General features: G+C 67.0%; 22 protein-coding genes. 10 read left to right on the plus strand and 12 right to left on the minus strand.

From position 1 onward, the window contains the following. Positions 1-242 precede the first annotated feature (242 nt). Positions 243-1175: a DUF2493 domain-containing protein gene (locus LHA26_RS09135; protein WP_252165317.1), complete on the plus strand. Its 933-nt coding sequence runs from the start codon at positions 243-245 to the stop codon at positions 1173-1175. An 11-nt stretch (positions 1176-1186) separates the two neighbouring features. Here the strand turns inward: LHA26_RS09135 and LHA26_RS09140 are convergent, their stop codons facing one another. Then, positions 1187-1621: a hypothetical protein gene (locus LHA26_RS09140; RefSeq protein WP_252165318.1), complete on the minus strand. Its 435-nt coding sequence runs from the start codon at positions 1619-1621 to the stop codon at positions 1187-1189. A gap of 74 nt (positions 1622-1695) precedes the next feature. Further along, on the minus strand, positions 1696-2580 hold the full coding sequence (locus tag LHA26_RS09145) for a LysR family transcriptional regulator (protein ID WP_252165319.1): 885 nt from the start codon (positions 2578-2580) through the stop codon (positions 1696-1698). Positions 2581-2676: 96 nt separating this feature from the next. On the opposite strand from LHA26_RS09145, the gene LHA26_RS09150 reads away from it, so the two are divergent. Further along, entirely contained in the window at positions 2677-3672 is a 996-nt protein-coding gene (locus LHA26_RS09150; protein ID WP_252165320.1) for an aldo/keto reductase, read from the plus strand. Between the two features lie 17 nt (positions 3673-3689). Here LHA26_RS09150 and LHA26_RS09155 read toward each other — a convergent pair whose 3' ends face one another. Then, positions 3690-4430: an SDR family oxidoreductase gene (locus LHA26_RS09155; protein WP_252165321.1), complete on the minus strand. Its 741-nt coding sequence runs from the start codon at positions 4428-4430 to the stop codon at positions 3690-3692. A 323-nt stretch (positions 4431-4753) separates the two neighbouring features. On the opposite strand from LHA26_RS09155, the gene LHA26_RS09160 reads away from it, so the two are divergent. The 8 genes from LHA26_RS09160 to LHA26_RS09195 all read left to right on the plus strand — a co-directional run bounded on the left by LHA26_RS09160 (position 4754) and on the right by LHA26_RS09195 (position 8740). Then, on the plus strand, positions 4754-5008 hold the full coding sequence (locus LHA26_RS09160; RefSeq protein ID WP_252165322.1) for a response regulator: 255 nt from the start codon (positions 4754-4756) through the stop codon (positions 5006-5008). Between the two features lie 377 nt (positions 5009-5385). Further along, complete coding sequence (locus tag LHA26_RS09165) at positions 5386-5550, plus strand: hypothetical protein (RefSeq protein WP_252165323.1); 165 nt, start codon at positions 5386-5388, stop codon at positions 5548-5550. 138 nt (positions 5551-5688) lie between these two features. Next, a complete protein-coding gene (locus tag LHA26_RS09170) occupies positions 5689-6129 on the plus strand; it encodes a hypothetical protein (protein ID WP_252165324.1) in 441 nt (146 codons plus the stop codon). A 582-nt stretch (positions 6130-6711) separates the two neighbouring features. Next, positions 6712-7038, plus strand: a complete 327-nt coding sequence (locus LHA26_RS09175) for a DUF736 domain-containing protein (protein WP_252165325.1) — start codon at positions 6712-6714, stop codon at positions 7036-7038. Positions 7039-7223: 185 nt separating this feature from the next. Then, the gene (locus LHA26_RS09180) at positions 7224-7490 is read left to right on the plus strand and encodes a helix-turn-helix domain-containing protein (RefSeq protein ID WP_252165326.1); all 267 of its coding nucleotides are present in this window, start codon (positions 7224-7226) and stop codon (positions 7488-7490) included. A 98-nt stretch (positions 7491-7588) separates the two neighbouring features. After that, entirely contained in the window at positions 7589-7864 is a 276-nt protein-coding gene (locus LHA26_RS09185) for a DNA -binding domain-containing protein (RefSeq protein WP_252165327.1), read from the plus strand. 107 nt (positions 7865-7971) lie between these two features. Next, positions 7972-8220 (plus strand): transcriptional regulator domain-containing protein, encoded by a 249-nt coding sequence (locus LHA26_RS09190; RefSeq protein WP_252165328.1) that lies wholly within the window; start codon positions 7972-7974, stop codon positions 8218-8220. A gap of 157 nt (positions 8221-8377) precedes the next feature. Continuing rightward, positions 8378-8740, plus strand: coding sequence for a DUF2285 domain-containing protein (locus tag LHA26_RS09195; RefSeq protein ID WP_252165329.1), 363 nt, complete (start codon positions 8378-8380; stop codon positions 8738-8740). 101 nt (positions 8741-8841) lie between these two features. Here LHA26_RS09195 and LHA26_RS09200 read toward each other — a convergent pair whose 3' ends face one another. The 9 genes from LHA26_RS09200 to LHA26_RS09240 form a co-directional block, all read right to left on the minus strand. Then, positions 8842-9828, minus strand: a complete 987-nt coding sequence (locus LHA26_RS09200) for an aldo/keto reductase (protein ID WP_252165330.1) — start codon at positions 9826-9828, stop codon at positions 8842-8844. A gap of 104 nt (positions 9829-9932) precedes the next feature. Continuing rightward, positions 9933-10382 (minus strand): lipocalin-like domain-containing protein, encoded by a 450-nt coding sequence (locus LHA26_RS09205; protein WP_252165331.1) that lies wholly within the window; start codon positions 10380-10382, stop codon positions 9933-9935. Positions 10383-10407: 25 nt separating this feature from the next. Then, positions 10408-11403, minus strand: a complete 996-nt coding sequence (locus tag LHA26_RS09210; protein ID WP_252165332.1) for an aldo/keto reductase — start codon at positions 11401-11403, stop codon at positions 10408-10410. A 15-nt stretch (positions 11404-11418) separates the two neighbouring features. Further along, entirely contained in the window at positions 11419-12009 is a 591-nt protein-coding gene (locus LHA26_RS09215; protein ID WP_252165333.1) for an isochorismatase family protein, read from the minus strand. After that, on the minus strand, positions 12006-12575 hold the full coding sequence (locus tag LHA26_RS09220) for a flavodoxin family protein (protein ID WP_252165334.1): 570 nt from the start codon (positions 12573-12575) through the stop codon (positions 12006-12008). Before LHA26_RS09220 ends, LHA26_RS09215 begins: the two co-directional genes overlap by 4 nt. Positions 12576-12614: 39 nt before the next feature. Further along, a complete protein-coding gene (locus LHA26_RS09225) occupies positions 12615-13475 on the minus strand; it encodes an aldo/keto reductase (protein WP_252165335.1) in 861 nt (286 codons plus the stop codon). A gap of 41 nt (positions 13476-13516) precedes the next feature. After that, positions 13517-14236: a carboxymuconolactone decarboxylase family protein gene (locus LHA26_RS09230; RefSeq protein WP_252165336.1), complete on the minus strand. Its 720-nt coding sequence runs from the start codon at positions 14234-14236 to the stop codon at positions 13517-13519. 30 nt (positions 14237-14266) lie between these two features. Next, on the minus strand, positions 14267-15037 hold the full coding sequence (locus LHA26_RS09235; RefSeq protein ID WP_252165337.1) for a glucose 1-dehydrogenase: 771 nt from the start codon (positions 15035-15037) through the stop codon (positions 14267-14269). A 97-nt stretch (positions 15038-15134) separates the two neighbouring features. Further along, complete coding sequence (locus tag LHA26_RS09240) at positions 15135-16049, minus strand: LysR family transcriptional regulator (RefSeq protein ID WP_252165338.1); 915 nt, start codon at positions 16047-16049, stop codon at positions 15135-15137. Between the last annotated feature and the right edge of the window lie 150 nt (positions 16050-16199).

Below are 16199 nucleotides of genomic sequence, written 5' to 3' on the forward strand. Positions count from 1 at the left end.
CGCGACCCCGGCCTTCGAGAGGGCGAACGGCCGTCAAACGGCCCGGCCCGGCAATGGCTTCGGCCGACGATTTTCCGCCGCCTTCGGCTTTGCATCGCGAAGCAAAATCGCCGGCCTTCTCCATCCTCCGCTGCGCTTCGGCCCGGTCGCTGTGCGCCCGGGTGCAGGGCCGGACCGCCCGACGGCTGTCGTCGCCATGAAGGCCGCGAGGGTCGCGGTCGCACCGGCGAAGGAACAGCCCCATGGGCCGCCACCACGACGACCACGAGCCCGAGCATCAGGCGTCCCCCACCGATCACGTTCTCCAGGAGCTTCAGCTCTACGGCTACCGCTCCTTCCAGGACGAACCGGATCCCCGCCCGCTGCCCGAGGGCACCCACGTTGCCGGCATGATCGCCGAGATCTTTGACGCCATCGCGGGCACGCTTCAGGACACCCGCCTCGAACCCGACCTCGACGACCTCCTCTGGTCCACCGTCAACCTCTTCCATCGCGCGACCGACCGCATCGAGCGCGAGCTGGACGACAACGAGCAGGCGCAGAAGCGTGGGCAGCGCGAGCAGGATGGCTCCGAGGTCAAGTCGGTCGAGCTTGAACGCCATATCGCCGAAGGGCAGACGCTTCTCGAACGCCGCGACGCCTTCGAGCTGATGCGCGACCAGGCATCGGACGCCTTCGAGCACCTGACCCGCTCCCCCTGGCGCCCGCGCACCGGCTCGATGGTCAACCATCGCAACCTCACCGCCGCGATGATCGACAGTCGCGACTTCCTCGCCGCCAAGCGCCGCGCCGAGACCGAGGTCATGCTGCCGGCCGGACCGAAGATCGCCTTCACCGGCGGGCTCGACTGCACCGACCACCAGCGCATTTGGGCGAAGCTCGATCAGGTCCACGCCAAGCACCCCGACATGGTGCTGCTGCACGGCGGTTCGCCGAAGGGCGCCGAACTGATCGCCTCGCGCTGGGCCGATCACCGCAAGGTCGCGCAGGTGGCGTTCAAGCCCGACTGGACCAAGCACGCCAAGGCCGCGCCCTTCAAGCGCAACGACGCGATGCTGGCGGTCCTGCCGATCGGCGTCCTGGTCTGGCCCGGCACCGGCATCCAGGACAACCTCGCCGACAAGGCCAGGAAGCTCGGCATCCCGGTCTGGCGGTTCGATACCGGCGGCACGTGAGCGCCGCCCCCTCATTCAAGATCCGCGTCGCCGAACTTCGATCGATTGTCTCCGATCTCCGCGACTGACAGAAAGTCCCATTGCGCAAGCGGTGCCTTCAGCAACTTGAGGACATCGCTGGCGGAAGGAACGTGAAGGCGAACAATCCATGTCGAGGTCGAGGTATGCTTTTCATGCGGCGACAGTGACTCCAGCATCGCCGTGAGCGCTTCACGCCGATGACCGGGATCGCCAGTCTTCTGGCCCATGACCTCCTTGATCCGGTAGTTCACTTGATAGAGATGTGGCCGACCATGCGGTTTGGCTTGAGCCGCCGCCTCGGCGGTCCGCAAGGCACCGATCCAAGTCTCGATCTGCTGCTTGCGCTTTTCAGCATCAATGTTTCGGGTCGATCCGCTCGCCCTCTCGATCAGGACCGCCGCTCGCGACTTACTCTTCTCGTTCATTCGATCTCCTCCGGCTGATCGTAGGGATTGATGTGGGGATCTTCGGCGTTGTAAGCCAAGGATCGATCCGCATCTCACCCTTGGACGAAGTCGACGAACGCCCGCATGACTGGGCGCATCAGGCGGCGACTGGGATAATAAAGATAGAAGCCCGGAAAGCTCGGGCACCAACCTTCGAGCACGCGCACCAGACGGCCGCTGGCGACCTCTGTCGCCACCTGCGCCTCGAAGACATAGGCGAGGCCGGCGCCGCTCAGGGCCGCGTCCACGATCAGGCGATCGTCGTCGAGGATCAACCCGCCCGCAACCGCCACCTCGATCGCCTCGCCGTCCTTCTCCAGTTCCCATCGATAAAGGCCGCCACCTGCAAAACGACGTCGAATGCAGACATGGTCGTGCAGGTCCTGGGGTACGGCAGGCGGGCACCGTCCCTTGAGGCAGGACGGCGCGGCGACGATCGCGGCGCGCTGAGCTGGGCCGAGCGCCACCGCGATCATGTCCTGTTCGAGGCTCTCGCCGAACCGTACGCCGGCGTCGAAGCCCTCCGCCACGATGTCGCGGAAATCGTCCTGCGCCCGGATCTCGATCTCGACGCCGGGATGCGTGCGTGTGAAGGCGCTCGCCAGCGGCACCAGCACCAACTCCGCGGCCGAGCGCGGCACCGAGAAGCGCAGCGTGCCCGACAGCCGGTCCTCCTCGGCGGTGGCGATTTCGACGGCTTCCGCGATCGAGGCGAGCGCCGGCTCCAGCCGGTCGAGCAGCCGCCGTCCTGCTTCGGTCGGTGCCACGCTGCGCGTGGTGCGGGCCAGCAGCCTTACACCGAGGCTCGCCTCCAGCCCGTTGATCGCGTGGCTGACCGCCGAAACCGAGATGCCGAGATCGCGGGCGGCGGCGCGAAAGCTCCGGCGGCTCGCGACCGCGGAGAAGATCGAAAGGGCGGGTAGGTCGGCGCGCTTCATTGTTGAGCAGAATAGAACAGGTCGCGCCAATATTCATGGATTATCGTGGCAGACGCGGGAGCGCATATCGGAGGCTCATCGTCAGGAGTATCCATCATGCGCCATCGTCCACTCGGACCCGTCCTGTCCGTCTCCGCCATCGGGCTTGGCTGCATGGGCATGAGCTTCGCCTATGGCGGTCAGCCGGAGGCGGACTCGATCCGCACCCTGCTCCGTGCCGCCGAGATCGGTGTCACCTTCTTCGACACCGCCGAAGTCTACGGCCCGTTTGAGAACGAGGAACTGGTAGGCAAGGCGCTGAAGGACGTGCGCGACCAAGTCGTGATCGCCACCAAATTTGGCTTCAAGATTGCCGACGAAGGCCAAGGCACCGGACGCATGGTCGGCGTCGATAGCCGACCGGAGCACGTCAAGGCGGTTTGCGATGCCTCGTTGCAGCGCCTCGGCGTGGAGGCCATCGACTTGTTATACCAGCACCGCGTCGATCCGGCTGTACCGATCGAGGACACGGTCGGCGCGATGGCCGATCTGGTCAGGGCCGGCAAGGTGCGGGCACTCGGTCTGTCGGAGGCGAGCGCTGCCACCATCCGGCGCGCGCATGCCGTCCACCCGATCGCGGCGGTGCAGAGCGAATATTCGTTATGGAGCCGCGAGCCGGAGGCGGAAGTGCTGCCGACCTGCCGCGATCTGGGCATCGGTTTCGTACCCTACAGTCCGCTCGGGCGCGGGTTGCTGACGGGCGCGATCCGCGACCGCGAGAGCCTTGGCGCTGACGACTGGCGCCGCACGCTACCGCGCTTCGAGGCGGAGAACCTAGCCGCCAATCAGCGGCTGCTCGACACGCTGGCCGAGATGGCGGCGGCAAAGGACATTACCGCAGCCCAGTTGGCACTCGCCTGGGTCATGCACCAAGGCGACTTCATCGTGCCAATCCCCGGTGCACGGCAAATTCGGCACCTGGAGGAAAATGTGGCGGCGGCGTCCGTCACGCTGGGTGCCGACGACTTGGCTGCGATCGAGCGCGCCCTGCCGCCCCACGCGGTCAGCGGCAGCCGCTACACCGACGACGCGCTCGCGCTGGTCGACGGCTGATCGAACGGGGCGGCCCGTCAGTACATGACGAGGCCGCCGTCGACGGCATACTGACTTCCTGTGACGTAGGAAGCATCCTCCGATAGGAGGAACAGTGCCACCGCCGCAGCTTCCTCCGGCGTACCCGCTCGTCCAAGCGGAACCTGATCGATCACGAACCGCTCGAAGCCTTCGCGGGCTTCGTCGGGCAGGAAATGGCGGAAGTTGGTGTCGATCGGTCCCGGCACTAACACGTTGACCCGGATGCCCCGTGGGGCGAGCGCCGACGCCCATGATCGCGCCATCGCGACAATCGCGCCTTTGGTCGCGGCGTAAAGACCGGTCGCTGCCGCGCCCTCGTAGGTCGAGCTGGATGAGGTGACGACGACGGAGGCGCCAGATTTCAGGTGCCGCGACAGCGCGGCGAGCTGAAGCATAGGGCCGCGCACGTTGGCGGCCATCATCCGATCGAAGGCGTCGGCATCCACCTCCTCGGGCGTGCCCAGCGCGGCATAGCCGGCGTTGAGCCAGAGTGCATCGATCCCGCCGCCCTCATCGGCTGCCTCTGCGAGAGGGCCAACGGCATTCGGATCAGCTGCATCGTTGCGAAGAACGACGGAGCCTTCCGGCAGTTCGCGTCGGGCAACTTCGATCCGTGCCTCGTTCAGACCGGTGACGATCACCTTGCCGCCTTCGGCCGTGACGCGTCGGGCACCTGCCAATCCCATGCCGCTGGTGCCGCCGGTGATGAGGACGCGCTTACCTGTGAATCTGCTCATCCGTGGATCGTAGCCGATCCCATCACGGCAGGAACGCTTGGCAAGGTCGTTTCGGCCTGGGGGAACCTGCCGAGGCGTGCAAATCATGCGGAGGTCTCCTTCCCTTCGCTTCGTCGCACTTCATGAATGACCGCCGGCAAATGCGCGTTTGGGTTTTCTTAGGTCGCTAAGGGAGTGGTCGTTGCCCTGCGGGCCGCGCTTTCGGCTTCGCCGGAGCCACGATCGTGTCTCCGCCATTCGGCTTCAATCGCTAACGCGGATAGCGGCAACATCGCCCCGGGAAACGAACGCGTCTCTGTGATGTTTGGAGATCGCGAGGTGACATGGTCAAGGAGACGCAGGTGCCGTTGTCGACTGTCCCATATGCGCTCGTCGTCGACGATGACCCGCTGATCCTCATGCACGCGTGCGACATCCTCGAAGACGCCGGCTTTCGCTTCTTCGAGGCCGGCGACGGCGACGCTGCCAGGACGCTTCTCGACATGCACGCCGAGAGCGTCACTCTGCTGTTCACCGATGTCGAGATGCCCGGTTCGATCGACGGCTACCAATTGTCCCATCTCGTCGCCAGACACTGACCCGAAATCGCGATCGTCGTCGCGAGCGGCCGGCTGACACCGGCACCCGGCGACATGCCGGAGAGCGCGACGTTCATCTCCAAGCCGTTCAGCACCGAAGTCGTCCACAACCACCTGCGCGAGATATTGCCCGACGGCAAGAAACCCGAGCCCTTAAAACAGGCCGTCTGAGCCTCTTCACGCGGAACACCACCACCGCTTCTCTGCGCTGATCCTTGGTCGGACGGAGCGCTTCGTACGATCAACCCGTGGAGGGTCGGCTATGCGAGCATGCCGCCGTTGCGGCTGCGCCTCCACGGTGATCGCAGCACTCCGTCCGACACATCGGGCGCCTGTCAGCGGGGGATGGTCCTCCGCTCGGAACAGGAGCCGGACCGATGTCCCTCACCGACGCGCACGCCTTCGCTTTCAGCCTCGCCGCCACGCTGATGGTCACGATCGCGGTCTTCCGCGCCGGGGACGGCAGCTTCTCGGTCGCACCCGCCACCGAGATCGACGCGGATGTGGAGGTCGTAGCCGAGCTGGATCCATACGCTCCCTGACGGACGCGGATCATCAACGCCGAGCGCAGGCCCGAGCGGTTTGCGCTCCCGGCGATCTTCCTTTTCTGCTATGTTGGACACGCGCCGCGGTGGCGGTGGAGGCGCGACCGTCAGACCTATTCTTACGGAGACACCGCCATGATCATTCTCGGTATCTTGCTGTCGATCGCGACGATCGGCTTATTCTGCTGGCTGCTGTTCACGCTCGCCGTGTTCGCCTTGCCCTTCTTCGTTGGCGTCAGCGCCGGCACATGGGCCTTCCACACCGGCGCCGGTTGGCTCGGTGCGATCTTCGTCGGCGCTCTCGCTGCGGGGCTGACCTTCGGCGTCGGCCAGATCCTGCTCGCCGCCGTGCGGCCGATTTGGGCTCGGGCGCTGATCGCATTTGCCTTCGTCGCGCCCGCGATCCTCGCCGGCTACCACGCCACCCGTGGCATCGTGCAGCATCTGATGCCGTCCGGCGCCTGGCAGACGGTTTTCTCGGTGACGGGCGCGATCGCGGTCGGCGCGACGGCGTTTGTGCGGCTCGTCGGCATGGCGGCACCAAGCCCGTCCGGCCAGGGTCTCGCGCGCGTCTGACCATCGCCGCCGTTGGCGAGACTGGAAGCGGGTGTCGTTTGACCGTCAATCGTCCTGGGGTTGCCGTTGGACATGGCGAAGCTCGGATTGTCGAGCTTGAGGCAGCGAGCGTAGCTCCCCGTGGGAACGTGTGGGGCATGCAAGGCGTGATCTTGTGGCGTCCAGCAGGCAGGCCGGGGTGTGATTGCTCTTGGAGCGGCGTCGCTCGACTATGCGGAGCGCAGCCGCGGTCGTTTTCGATGACACTGCCGGTGGGTCATGCGTTTCGGTCTGAACGGTGCCGGTGGTCGCCATCGTCCCCGGGTTCGCCTGTCCGCCTCCCGCTCCGAGCGGCCTCTGGTGATGGGCTGATCTGGCCGAAGGACGGCTGCGCCTCGACCGCCTGAGCCGCAATGGCGCGTCCGCGACTTTCTTCCCCTGCCGGCTGCGCCGTCATTCCTCGCGAGGCAAGAAAGCCGCGTCTCCGCCATCCTCCGCTGTCGCTCCGGTCGCGATGCGATGCGGCGGCGGTCGCCTCCGGCCCTGGGATCGCCATCGAGGCCGCAACGGTGCGGGCTCGGGAACAGGGAACGGAGATAACCCATGGCGACTATCGGCACCTTCAAGAAGACCGCCTCGAACGAGTTCACCGGCGAGATCGTCACCCTCAGCGTCCAAGCCAAGGGCGTCCGCATCGTCCCCGAGAGCAGCCGCTCGGGCGACAACGCTCCCAGCCACCGCGTGCTGGTCGGCCGGGTCGAGATCGGCGCCGCTTGGTCCAAGCGCTCCAACGAGGGCCGCGACTATCTCGGCCTCAAGCTCGACGATCCGAGCTTCACCGCCCCCATCTACGCCAACCTCTTCGACGACGAGGACGGCGAGACCTACTCGCTGATCTGGTCCCGCCCCAACGGTCGGCGGGGCGACTGAGGCGGGCGCGAGGCCCCGGCCGGACAGGCCGGGGGCTTTGGGCTTTTCAAATCCGCCGAATCATTCTGAACGCCGCGACCGACCGACGGCGGTCGTGCACCGTTCGCGGTAGCAATCGACCAGAGGAACGACTATTATAGCCGTAGTTCTGGAGCGCGCGGCGTCCGGGATGGTGGTGGTCAGGGATGATCACCGCCCGCCAATCGCGGGCCGCGCGCGCGTTGCTGAACTGGACGCAGGAGACGCTCGCTGACGAGGCCCGGGTATCGCTCACCGCGCTCAAGCGCCTCGAGTCCGAGAACGGCCTCGACGTGTACGAGTCGACGCGCGACCAGGTCCGCCGCGCGCTTGAGGCGGCCGGCATCGTCCTCCTCTCGACCGCCAAAGGCGAAGGCGTCCTGCTGCTCCACGAGGCAGCCGACGAGGACAACGCCAAGCCAGCCCGTCGCTGAAGACGTCGGGCACGCGACGTCCACGTCCCGGCGCTTCGATCGTGCAGTCGATGCAGGCAGTGGTTAATGGAAGCATAATGCTCCAGAATGGAGGCATCATGGGACATGGGACCCCGCAGCTTCTCGACGATCCGCCGGCCAGCGACGAGCTGACCGGTTACGATCGCGAGCACATGATCCTCTACCTGCGCCTGCTCGACGCCTCGCGCGACGGCGCCGACTGGCGCGAGGCCGTGGAGATCCTGTTCGGGCTCGATCCCGCCCAGGAGCCGCAGCGCTGCCGGCATATGCACGACACCCATCTCGCCCGTGCGCGCTGGATGACCGAGCACGGCTATCGCCACCTCGTCCGCGAGGGCCAGCGCGTATCGTGATGCCGCTCCGGCATCGCCCATTGCCGACGTAGTGACTTCCGCCGAACAACCAAGACGGGAACTCTGCCTCTCCCACAATTCGTAGCGAGACGAAGGGGAGGATCGCAGTGACACCTGACCCATCCGGATGGCGCATTTCGGCGGACTATGCTCGGGCAGAACAGCTCAGCGCGTCTGACCTCGGCTGGGAATGGCTCCGGCGGAACGAACGGTATGACGATGACTATCAAGCGTTCACACGTGCCGAGACGGAAGCAGGGGAGATGACGGCGCGGATCGGCGAGCGCTGGGGGTTACGATTTCCCTGTCGACCCACTCGCGACCCCGCCGGATACGCCCGTCTTCTGGCGGCCTGAGGACGACACCAGCGTCGTCCTCCTCGCACCGGCATCGCCCGAGCTGGCGCAGCGCGGCATCGCAACGGCAGTTGACATCGTTACGGGCCGTTCGGACGAGCAAAGATCGTCGATTGCGTTCGATCTTGGCCGACGTCAAACCCTACCTCTGCTGCATATGTCGATCGATGGCGGCTCTCCACTGCTGGCGCTCGTGCCACTGGGGCTCGACGGTTTCGACCGAGTCGAGTCTATTATCCGGCTGCTATGCCGCCTTCATGGTCGCGTCGTGCCCGCCGATACCCGCCTGACCCGACAGCAACGGCAGCGGCAACGGCGTATGCTGCAAGCGATTGACGGCCATCGCGACGGCGCGACCCAGCAGGAGATCGCGCAGGCTCTGTTCCATGTCGGTCGCTTCCACCGTCAGGAGTGGCAGGCCTCGTCGGCGCGTCACGCCGTCTCATCTTTGCTGCGCGACGCCCGCGCGCTGATCGAAGGCGGCTACCGCAAGTTACTGCGGCAGCGACGTCCTCGCTAGTCATCATGCCGAAGACGATCATAGTCTAGTGATGCCATGTCGTCGGTCTCTGGAAGCACCGAAGCGTGGAGGTTTCTTCCAGCGCGAAGATGTGGCGCTTTTCACCAGGCGTAGGCCATCGGCGCTTCGCCGCCGGGCCCCGGCCAGATCTCGTCGAGCCGTTTCATCGCGGCGGGCGACAGGTCGAGCGAGAGCGCGCCGAGCGCGCCACGAAGCTGCTCCAGCGTGCGCGGCCCCATCAGCGGCGCGGTGACGACGGTGTTCGCCAGCAGCCACGCGAGCGCCACGTCGGCGGGCGCCGCGCCCAGTTCATCGCAGAAGGCCTCATAGGCTTCGAGCTGCGGGCGGAACCGGTCGATCTTCGCCTTGGCGTCGGGGCGGGATCGCCGTCCCTCGGACTCCTTCCTGAGCACGCCGCCGAGCAGCCCGCGATTGAGCGGGCTCCACGGCACGATACCGAGGCCGTGCGCGCGGCAGGCGGGCACGACCTCCAGCTCGACGGTGCGCTCCATGAGGTTGTAGAGGCTCTGCTCGGAGGCGAGGCCGAGGCCGCCACGGGCCTGGCCGGCCAGATGTCCGGTGGCGATCTGCCAGCCGGCATGGTTGCTGGAGCCGACGTACAGCACCTTGCCCTGAGCGACGAGCAGATCCATCGCCTGCCAAATCTCGTCCCACGGCACGTCCGGCGCGGAGTGGTGCATCTGGTAGAGGTCGATATGGTCGGTCTTGAGCCGGCGCAGGCTGTCCTCGCAGGCTTGCCGGATATGATAGGCCGAGAGGCCGCGGCCGTTGGGGCCGAGGTCCATCGGCTGGTAGATCTTGGTGGCCACCACGATCCGCTCGCGCCGGCCGCCCTGTTCCAGCCAGCGCCCGATGATCTCCTCGGAGACGCCGTAGCCTTTCTCCATGTCGGGTTTCTGCGGGCCGCCATAGACGTCGGCGGTGTCGAAATAGTTGATGCCGGCGTCGAGCGCCTCGTCCATAATGGCGAAGCTCGTCGCCTCGTCGGTGACCTCGCCGAAGTTCATCGTGCCAAGGCAAAGCGGGCTGACCTTGAGGCCCGTGCGGCCGAGCGTGCGATAATCCATGGCTGGTCCTTCGATATGTGGTGCAGGAACGATCGTCCGGGACGATGGATCGTTGAACGAGGCTCAACGCCGTCATGTTCGTCTTTCGACTGCCGGATGCGACGTCACTGCCGTTCCCAGGTCACCGACCAATGCTCGGCGGGCGAGACCGGCCCAATGACAAGGCGTCGCCCGCGGATGTGCCAGGTTCGCGGCAGGTCGCGGCCGACGAGCGCGGGCATGTTCGCGCCCTCGACATGGTGGACGAGGCGATGGGTGCGCACGTCCGCCGTGAAGCGGCCGAACGACGCCTCGTAGCCGTCGTGGACATAGTCGGTGTTCACATGCGCGTCGGGATAGGAGACCTGGACCGACATGCGGCCATCGGCGGTGTAGATCAGGCTGCCCGTGAGATCGGTATGGCGCACCGTCCTGCCTCCCGCATCCGTCTCCTCGATCTGCACAAGATGCCATGTGCCGACCAGCGGCGCGGGCGGGGCCGCGGCGGCAGGGACGGCTGCCGCCGCAATCGCCAGGGCGGCCGCCGCAAGAGGGACGGCATGGGACGGCTTCATCGCAGATCTCCTGTTCGCGCCACAGTCAGCGCCCGACGAGCTTCTGATGCGCCTCGGGATAGCGGGCGCCGACGATGGCGATCCGCGACGACACCTCCTCCAGCGCCGCCACGTCCTCGGGCGACAGGGCGATGGTCGCGGCGCCGAGATTCTCCTCGAGTCGATCGAGCCTGGTTGTACCGGGGATCGGCACGATCCACGGCCGCTTGGCGAGCAGCCAGCCGAGCGCGATCTGCGCGGGCGTCGCGTCGCGCTCGGCGGCGAAGCGCTTGACGAGATCGACCAACGCCTGATTGGCCTTGCGGTTCTCTTCCGCGAAGCGCGGCACGCTGGCGCGGAAGTCGTCGGCGCCGAACCTCGTATTGGCGTCGATCGCGCCGGTGAGGAAGCCCTTGCCGAGCGGGCTGAACGGCACGAGGCCGATGCCCAGCTCCTCCAGCAGGGGGATGATCGTATCCTCGGGCTCGCGCCACCACAGCGAATATTCGCTCTGGAGCGCGGTCACCGGCTGGACGGCGTGCGCGCGGCGGATCGTGTCGGCGCCCGCCTCGGATAGGCCGAAATGCTTGACCTTGCCGGCCGCGATTAGATCCTTCACCGCGCCGGCCACGTCCTCGATTCCCACCTCGGGATCGACCCGGTGCTGATAGTAGAGGTCGATCGCATCAACCCGCAGGCGCTTGAGCGACCCTTCCACCACCTCCTTGATATGCTCGGGCCGGCTGTCGAGCGCGCTCCAGCGGTCGGTGTCGCCGGGCGCTTTCGTCCAGCCGAACTTGGTGGCGATCACCACCTCGCCCCGGAACGGCGCCAGCGCCTCACCGACCAGCTCTTCGTTGGCGAACGGGCCGTAGACCTCGGCGGTGTCGAAGAAGGTGACGCCGCGCTCCACGCCCGCGCGGATCAGCGCGATCATCTCGCTCTTGTCCTTGGGCGGCCCGTAGGACCAGCTCATGCCCATGCAGCCGACGCCGAAGGCGGAGACTTGGAGGCCGTCGCGGCCCAGCGTGCGCGTTTCCATGCTTATGTCTCCCGGTCAGTCGTGCGTCGCGAGCAGCGACTGGATGATGGCGAAGAGCTCGCTGCCGGGCGGCTCGCCGAAATCGGGCGCGAAACCCATGACCGTGCCCAGCACCGAGCCGACGGTCGCCCCCGCTCGTTCGAGCCGGCGGAGCGCGGCGGCCTCGGATCGCGACGAGCGCGAGCCGCAGGCATCGAGCGCGATCACCACCCGATAGCCGGCGGCGAGCGCGTCGAGCGCCGCGAACAGCACCACGGCATCGGTCGAATAGCCCGCAATCACCAGCGTCCGCCGGCCGCTCGCCGCCAGCGCCGCTGCGAAGCGTTCATCGAGTAACGGGCTGGCGAGCCGATGCACGAAGCTGTTGCCGTCTTGCGCATAGGCAGCGAGGCCCGCCCCCGGGGTGGCGCCGTCCTCTCCGTGCGGCACGAGGCAGAAGAAGGTGGGGATCGCCAGCGTCCGCGCGGTATGGGCGAGCGCGACGGCGCCGGCCTCGATCAGCTTGGGCGAATTGACACGGTCGTTGCCGACGATTGGCGGCTGGAGGTGGGCGAACAGGATCGCCGTGTCGGCGGCATCAATCCGATAGGTGTCGGGCGCGCTCACGCCGCGACCTCGACCGGAGCGAGGCGCGCCGCAACCTCCGCCACGCGGCGGCCGAGATGCTTCGCCGTCTCGAGATCGCCCCGGGGCGGCGTCACCTCGGGCGCGGCGTCGTCCGACTGCGCCATCGCGCCGAGCCAGCCGCCGAGGCGGTTGAGGTCATTGTCGTCGCCGCTTCTCGGCAGCAGGTCGAGATTGACCCAGACCATGCCGTGCTGTGCTGCGAACAGCGCCATGGTGACCAGCGTGCCGAGCTTGTCGCCGCTCATCGTGCCCGAATTGGTGAAGCCGGCCGCGACCTTGCCGCGCCACTTGAGGTCGCTCCACACCGGGCCGGTGGTCGCCTCGAAGAAGCGTTTCATCCGCCAGCCGAGCGCGCCGTTGTAGGTCGGCGATCCGAAGATGATGGCGTCACTCGCCGTCAACGCGTCCAAATCGACGACACCGTCGTCGCCGACCTGGGCCAGCATCACCTCGGCGCCGTCCACCGACCGGGCGCCCTCCGCCACGGCCGCGGCGACCTTGGCGGTATGGCCGTAACCGCTTTCGAACACGATCGAGATCTTCATCCTGCTGCTCCGGGAGTTGAAAGGGGTCGCGAAGGCTGGTCAGGACTTGCCCGCGAACACGGCAAAGCGCGCGGCGGCGCCGTAATCGCCATGGTCGGCCGCTCTCAGCGTCGCCATATCCTCGGCGGCGATCTCGAAATCGACCGCGAGGTTGGCGGCGAGATGGTCGGGATTGCCGGTCTTGGGCAACGGCAGCAGGCCGAGCTCCAAACAGTAGCGGATGCAGAGATGCGGCACCGATACGTCGTACTTGGCAGCCAGCGTCTTGAGCGCCGGATTGTCGAGTACGGCGCCGTGCGCAACCGGGGAGTAAGCCTCGACCAGCACGTCCTTGCTGCGGCAATAGTCGATCAGCTCGAAGGGCGTATTGCCGACATGCGCCAGCACCTGGTTGACCACCGGCCGCACCGAACCGTGGTCGAGGATGTTGTCGAGATCGACGCGCTCGAAATTGGAGACGCCGATAGAGCGCAACTTGCCGGCTCGATGCGCGTCCTCGAGCGCGCGCCACGCCTCGAGATTGCCTTCGAGTAAATGATCGCCGTTGCGGAACTCGTTCCACGGCTGGGGACTGTGGATCAGCATCAGGTCGATATGGTCGAGCCCGAGCGAGCCAAGCGATCCGTCGATCAGCCGCTTGGCCTCCGGATAGGATTTGCACTCGGCGGCGAGTTTGGTGGTGACGAACAGTTCGTCGCGGGGGACGCCGACGGCGCGCAGCCCCTCGCCGACGCCGTGCTCGTTGCCATAGGCCTGCGCGGTGTCGATGTGCCTATAGCCGATCGCGATCGCGCGGGCGACGAGATCGGCGACGGCGCGATCGTCGACGAGCCAGGTGCCGAGCCCGAGCTTCGGGATGGCGACGCCGTTTGCGAGGGCGAAGGTCTCTTGCGCGATCATGATACTGGCCTTTCCATCGATGATTTCGGGTTCAGCGGCGCTCAGCTCTCGCGTTTTTCGAACACGTCCTTGAAGACGGGCAGCGCCGACATCGCGCTCGGCCAGCCGGTGTAGAAGGCGAGCTGCGTCACGACCTCGGCCGCCTCCTCGCGGGTCAGGCCGTTGTCCATCGCGCGCCCGAGGTGGAAGGTGATCTGCTGGACCTGTCCGGTCGCGACCAGCGCCGCCACGGTGACGAGGCTGCGGTCGCGTGGGCTCAGGTCTGGCCGCAGCCACAGGTCGCGGAACAGATAGTCGGTCGTATAGTCGACGAGGCCTGGCGCGACCGCGCCGAACTGATCGCCCACCGTCTGCTTGCGCCTGGCCTCCGCCGCCTCGTCGAGCGGCAGCGGCTTCGGCGCCTCGGCCGGAAGGCGCTCGACGCCGATGCCCTGTTCGGCGAACACCGCCGCGATCGGCACGGTCGCCGCCAGCGCTTTCGCCCAGCCGGCATAATAGGCAAGGTGGAGGACGGTCTCCGACAGCTCGTCCGGCGTCACGCCGCTGCGCAGCGCCTTGGCCGTATAAGTGCCGAGCGGTCCCGTCTGCCCGCCCGCGATCAGCGCGGCGACGGCCACGAGGCTGCGGTCGCGTGGGCTCAGGCCGGGGCGGCTCCATAACGCGCCGACGACGCGATCTTGGGTTTGCGCCTCGAGCGCGGGGGAGACCGCGCGGACCTGGTCGGAGGAGGCCTGGCGGGCGGTTGCGGGGGTATCGGTCATGAGGATCGTCCTTCAGGCAAGTTGCGAGGATCAGTGCGCGGTGAAGCCGCCGTCGACCGGCAACGCGACGCCGACGACGAAGCTGGCGGCGGGGCTGCACAGCCACAGCACGGCGGCGGCGACCTCGTCGGCGGTGCCGAGGCGGCCGATCGGCTGGTCGCGGTTGATCTCGGCCATCGCCTCGGCCTGGCCCTGCAGCATGTCCTGCACCATCGGCGTGTCGATCACGCCCGGGCAGATCGCGTTGATGCGGATGCCGCGCGGGGCATATTCGACGCCCGCGCTCCTCGTCATGCCGATCACCGCATGCTTGCTGCCGTGATAGGCGGCGCGCTGGGGCAGGCCGACGAGGCCGCCGAGCGAGGAATTGTTGACGATCGCGCCCGAGCCCTGGCCGCGCATGACGCGCAGCTCATGCTTCATCGCCGCCCACACCCCGCGCTGGTTGATCGCGACGACACGCTCGAATTCCTCGATCGGCTCGTCGGCGGCGTCCGAGGGCGGCACCTGGATGCCGGCGTTGTTGAACGCCATGTCCAGCCGGCCATAGTCCGTCACCGCCCGATCGACCGCCGCCGCGACCTGCCCCTCGTCGGCGACATCGCAGGCGATCGCGACGGCCGTGCCGCCCGCCTGGACGATGCGTTCGGCTTCGGCCGCGGCGCGTTCGCCGTCCAGATCTGCGAGGACGACGGCCGCACCTGCCTCGGCGAACTGCCGCGCGGCGGCGAGGCCCATGCCCATCGCCGCACCGGTCACCAGTGCGACCTGGCCCGTAAAGTCATATGTCGGATTTGGCATGTGTGTGTCCTCCATCAACCGCAAGAGCGATCAGATCGGACGACGGTTGCGTGTTCAGAAGATGGGTTCGACTTGATGCAGTGATGAAGTTTCTTCATCACAGTCCCAGAGGTCGTCTCTCCCGGATCAGATCGATGAACAGCCGGAGCGCGGCGGGAAGCTGACGTCGGCTCGGATAATAGATGTGATAGCCGGGGCCGGTGACAGCGTGGTCGAGCAGCACCGGGGAGAGCAGCCCCGCCTCGATCCATGGGCGGAGCGCGGCGTCGACGCCGTAGGTGAGGCCGGCGCCCGCGACCGCCATCGCGATCATCGCCTGGCTGTGATCGGCAACGATGTTGCTGGGTACGGCGAGGTCGAACTCGCCGTTGGGGCCGTCGAACTCCCACCGGTAGATGCGCTCGTCGCCCAGCCGCACACCGAGGCAGCAATGGCCGGCGAGATCCGCCGGCGCGAGCGGCGTGCCATGCTTCTCCAGATAGGCAGGCGAGGCCGCCACGATCCAGCGCAGGTCGGCCGAAAGCCGTTGCGCGATCATGTCCTCCGGCACCGTACCGCCATGTCTTATGCCGGCATCGAACCCGCCGGCGGTCACGTCCACCATGCGGTTGCTCGACACGAGGTCAACTTCGATCTCGGGATAGCGCTCCGCGAACTCGCCCATCACGGGCGCGACCAGCAGGTGCGCCGCGTCGCCGACCACGTTCAGCCGGATGCGGCCGTTCGGGGCGTCGCGATACTGGTTGAGGGCGTCGACCGCCTCCCCGATCTGCGCGAACGGGCCCTCCAGCGACTCATGAAGCCGCTCGCCGGCGGCGGACAACATCACCGAACGGTTGGTCCGGTTCACCAGTCGCACGCCCAGGCGCTGCTCCAGCCCCTTGAGAGCATGGCTGATCGCCGAAGCGGTGACGCCAAGCTCGAGGCCGGCGAGCCGGAAGTTCCGGTGGCGCGCGATCGCGAGGAAATAAGCGAAGTCAGCAAGATCGGCGCGGTTTACCGGCGCGGTCATGATCGTCCGTCCGGGCGGACAAGCCATCGCCGGTTCGGGAACGCCGCAAACAAGCTGGTGTGAAGCCATACCACCATCCGCTCACTATGCCGTTGAAGTGCGTTCAACGAAAGACCGCGCCTGTCGCGCGTTGTGCCGTCATGCTTCGTC

Source organism: Sphingomonas morindae, assembly GCF_023822065.1.
GTDB classification, from domain to species: Bacteria; Pseudomonadota; Alphaproteobacteria; order Sphingomonadales; family Sphingomonadaceae; genus Solisphingomonas; species Solisphingomonas morindae.

Coding starts and splice junctions, on each gene's coding strand:
- LHA26_RS09225 (WP_252165335.1), bottom strand. CDS start 13,475: ATGATCGCGCAAGAGACCTTCGCCCTCGCAAACGGCGTCGCCATCCCG.
- LHA26_RS09155 (WP_252165321.1), bottom strand. CDS start 4,430: ATGAGCAGATTCACAGGTAAGCGCGTCCTCATCACCGGCGGCACCAGC.
- LHA26_RS09185 (WP_252165327.1), top strand. CDS start 7,589: ATGGGACATGGGACCCCGCAGCTTCTCGACGATCCGCCGGCCAGCGAC.
- LHA26_RS09210 (WP_252165332.1), bottom strand. CDS start 11,403: ATGGAAACGCGCACGCTGGGCCGCGACGGCCTCCAAGTCTCCGCCTTC.
- LHA26_RS09145 (WP_252165319.1), bottom strand. CDS start 2,580: ATGAAGCGCGCCGACCTACCCGCCCTTTCGATCTTCTCCGCGGTCGCG.
- LHA26_RS09200 (WP_252165330.1), bottom strand. CDS start 9,828: ATGGATTATCGCACGCTCGGCCGCACGGGCCTCAAGGTCAGCCCGCTT.
- LHA26_RS09175 (WP_252165325.1), top strand. CDS start 6,712: ATGGCGACTATCGGCACCTTCAAGAAGACCGCCTCGAACGAGTTCACC.
- LHA26_RS09230 (WP_252165336.1), bottom strand. CDS start 14,236: ATGACCGATACCCCCGCAACCGCCCGCCAGGCCTCCTCCGACCAGGTC.
- LHA26_RS09235 (WP_252165337.1), bottom strand. CDS start 15,037: ATGCCAAATCCGACATATGACTTTACGGGCCAGGTCGCACTGGTGACC.
- LHA26_RS09220 (WP_252165334.1), bottom strand. CDS start 12,575: ATGAAGATCTCGATCGTGTTCGAAAGCGGTTACGGCCATACCGCCAAG.
- LHA26_RS09205 (WP_252165331.1), bottom strand. CDS start 10,382: ATGAAGCCGTCCCATGCCGTCCCTCTTGCGGCGGCCGCCCTGGCGATT.
- LHA26_RS09160 (WP_252165322.1), top strand. CDS start 4,754: ATGGTCAAGGAGACGCAGGTGCCGTTGTCGACTGTCCCATATGCGCTC.
- LHA26_RS09195 (WP_252165329.1), top strand. CDS start 8,378: ATGTCGATCGATGGCGGCTCTCCACTGCTGGCGCTCGTGCCACTGGGG.
- LHA26_RS09135 (WP_252165317.1), top strand. CDS start 243: ATGGGCCGCCACCACGACGACCACGAGCCCGAGCATCAGGCGTCCCCC.
- LHA26_RS09240 (WP_252165338.1), bottom strand. CDS start 16,049: ATGACCGCGCCGGTAAACCGCGCCGATCTTGCTGACTTCGCTTATTTC.
- LHA26_RS09150 (WP_252165320.1), top strand. CDS start 2,677: ATGCGCCATCGTCCACTCGGACCCGTCCTGTCCGTCTCCGCCATCGGG.
- LHA26_RS09140 (WP_252165318.1), bottom strand. CDS start 1,621: ATGAACGAGAAGAGTAAGTCGCGAGCGGCGGTCCTGATCGAGAGGGCG.
- LHA26_RS09180 (WP_252165326.1), top strand. CDS start 7,224: ATGATCACCGCCCGCCAATCGCGGGCCGCGCGCGCGTTGCTGAACTGG.
- LHA26_RS09170 (WP_252165324.1), top strand. CDS start 5,689: ATGATCATTCTCGGTATCTTGCTGTCGATCGCGACGATCGGCTTATTC.
- LHA26_RS09165 (WP_252165323.1), top strand. CDS start 5,386: ATGTCCCTCACCGACGCGCACGCCTTCGCTTTCAGCCTCGCCGCCACG.